The organism is Natrialba taiwanensis DSM 12281 (genome assembly GCF_000337595.1).
In the GTDB taxonomy this organism is placed as follows: Archaea; Halobacteriota; Halobacteria; order Halobacteriales; family Natrialbaceae; genus Natrialba; species Natrialba taiwanensis.
Genome location: NZ_AOIL01000005.1, coordinates 1 through 1,950, shown reverse-complemented (window position 1 = coordinate 1,950; position 1,950 = coordinate 1). Strand labels below are relative to the sequence as shown.

At 63.5% G+C, this 1,950-nt stretch carries 1 protein-coding gene; it reads left to right on the top strand.

The features are described 5' to 3' along the window. Positions 1-1,504: 1,504 nt before the first annotated feature. On the top strand, positions 1,505-1,876 hold the full coding sequence (locus tag C484_RS00665; protein WP_006824051.1) for a KTSC domain-containing protein: 372 nt from the start codon (positions 1,505-1,507) through the stop codon (positions 1,874-1,876). The last annotated feature ends 74 nt before the right edge of the window (positions 1,877-1,950 follow it).

Sequence of the window (1,950 nt, the reverse complement as noted above, 5' to 3'; positions counted from 1 at the left end):
GTTGGCTGAGACGCAGAAGAAGGTCCTTCGCGCCCTCACCGACTACAAGCGGATCATCGTTGTCTCGGGAAACGGTGTCGGAAAGTCGTACACGGTTGCGGTCGTAGTTCTCGCCTACTTGGAGACGAACCTCGACGCAACCGTCATGGGGACGTCGGGATCCTACTCGCAGTTCGTCGATGCGGCCTGGCGGCCGATGAAGGCTCTCCACCGGAAGGCGAAGGCGCGCGTCGGCCTGCCTGGTGAGGCTCGAGACGGTGGCCAGCCCGAGCTCCGGATCGACGACGAGTGGTATGCGAAGATCGTCAGCCCGCGGGATCCGTCGGAACTCGAGGGCCGCCACGCCAAGAACATGATGGTCGTCATCGAGGAGGCGGACAAGCCCTACATCACGCCGGAGCACTTCGACAGCGCCGGGTCGACGGTCACGGACTCGAACGACCGGATGCTCGCAGTCGCAAACCCGCCGGAAGACGAGTCAAATGTCGTCTACGAGAAGATGGAAAGCGATCGGTGGCACACCATCCAGTTCTCGAGTTTCGATAGCCACAACGTCAAAGTCGNCCTCGAGACGATCAAAGAGGACTGGGAAGCGTGGAACGCTGAGCCTTGGCCTGGCATCGAGAAGGCACGCACGGCACACGAACGCCGAGACGATCTCGACTCGCGCTGGTACCGTCGGCGTGCCGGCGGGATCCCGCCGGAAGGGGCCAGCGCCCATCGCCCGTTTTCGCGTGGGGATGTCGAGGAGGCATGGGATCGCACGCCCGAGACCGACACTGTCACCCCTGAGGGGACTGGGATCGACGTTGCCCGGTCTGGGGACCGAACTGTCGCGATGGGTATTCACGGCGACCGTCTGCGAACTCACTACGCTGAGAAGGGGACGAACCACGTCGAGCAGGCCGATGAACTGGCGGGGATCCTCGAACAGTGGGACGACCACCCAATCCCGGTCGACGCGGTCGGGGAAGGGNAACGCCGGCGGTACACCCGAGAACGAGACAGAGTTCTACGACCGCTGGGCAGAGGGGCTGGCGCTCCTGGGCCAGTGGCTCCGTGACGGTGGGTCGATCGACGACCGCAAACTTCGCGAAGAGTTACTTGTCGCCTCTCGGACACTCGAGTTCGAGGAGCGTCACATGGCCTCGCGCGGTCACAACGGTGCGGACGTCCTGAAACTGACGTCGAAGTCGAAGCTCAAAGACCGTCTGGGTCGCTCGCCGGACCTCCTGGATGCGGCCTACATGGCAGTGTGGGCACGCGATTCAGGCGCGATGGCTGGTATCCCAACTGCGACAGCGTCGTTCGGCGGCGACGATGGNGATGCGGCCTACATGGCAGTGTGGGCACGCGATTCAGGCGCGATGGCTGGTATCCCAACTGCGACAGCGTCGTTCGGCGGCGACGATGGTGACGAGGTCCCTTCCGACTCCCGCGAGTTCAAACAGTCGGAGGTCGGCGGCGCGATTCACGAGGCACTGAACCAGCAGCGAGGGCGTCGATGAGCATCGCGATCGAGCACGACCCGACCAACGAGCGGCCGGCGACCCCGCCGGTCGACATCCGTGCGCCGATCGACACGATGCCACAGTCGTCGTTCTCGAGTTCAAACGTCCACTCGGCACTGTACGATTTTGGTGAGTCTGAACTCTCCGTCCGCTACTTGCGTGACGGTGCCGACGCCATCTACCAGTACGACGGCGTGCCGGCGTCGGTCTGGAGCGGGCTGGCCGACGCGGGCAGTAAGGGGGCGTTCATCAACGCCAACATCGCGTTCGTATATCCGTACTCGAAACTGAACGCGAGTGACTTCCCCGATCGTGGTCGCGGTCTGGATAACGACCTTGCTCGCCGCTTCGTGACGACCCCTTGAGGTGATCCACAGATATGGGACTCTTCGATGACGCAACCCGAGAGGTAGCGAGCCGGATGGACAGCAGCGGCGAC

Excerpts from the sequence above, each read along its gene's own strand:
- C484_RS00665 (WP_006824051.1), top strand. The coding sequence starts at position 1,505 with ATGAGCATCGCGATCGAGCACGACCCGACCAACGAGCGGCCGGCGACC.